This window comes from Elizabethkingia argenteiflava, assembly GCF_009904105.1.
Lineage (GTDB): Bacteria > Bacteroidota > Bacteroidia > Flavobacteriales > Weeksellaceae > Elizabethkingia > Elizabethkingia argenteiflava.
Window position 1 is genome coordinate 1 of sequence record NZ_JAAABJ010000547.1, and the last position, 323, is coordinate 323.

At 35.0% G+C, this 323-nt stretch carries 1 protein-coding gene; it reads left to right on the forward strand.

Annotated features, from left to right (window positions below):
• A partial coding sequence (locus GNY06_RS09165) for a c-type cytochrome (protein ID WP_166519805.1) occupies window positions 1-237 on the forward strand: 237 nt, incomplete at its 5' end.
• Window positions 238-323: the final 86 nt, after the last annotated feature.

Below are 323 nucleotides of genomic sequence, written 5' to 3' on the forward strand. Positions count from 1 at the left end.
AAGCTCATGCTATCATCCGTTTGTTTCACTTGCCATGCTATCGATAGTAGATTAATAGGGCCATCTTATAAGGAATTAGCTACAAAATTTACAGAATCCTACTTGGACTATTTGGCGGATAATATTATACAGGGAGGATATGGGGTGTGGGGAGAAAGCCCGATGTCTCCGCATCCTGGGATAGCTAAAGAGGAGGCTCAATTGATCGTGAATTATATTCTTTCCTTAAAAAAATAAAAATCGAAAAGAGTCCGCTTTTAAAAGCGGTTGAATGAGATAAAAAAAAGTATAAAAATAAAAGATAAAAAGGTATTTTATTATGA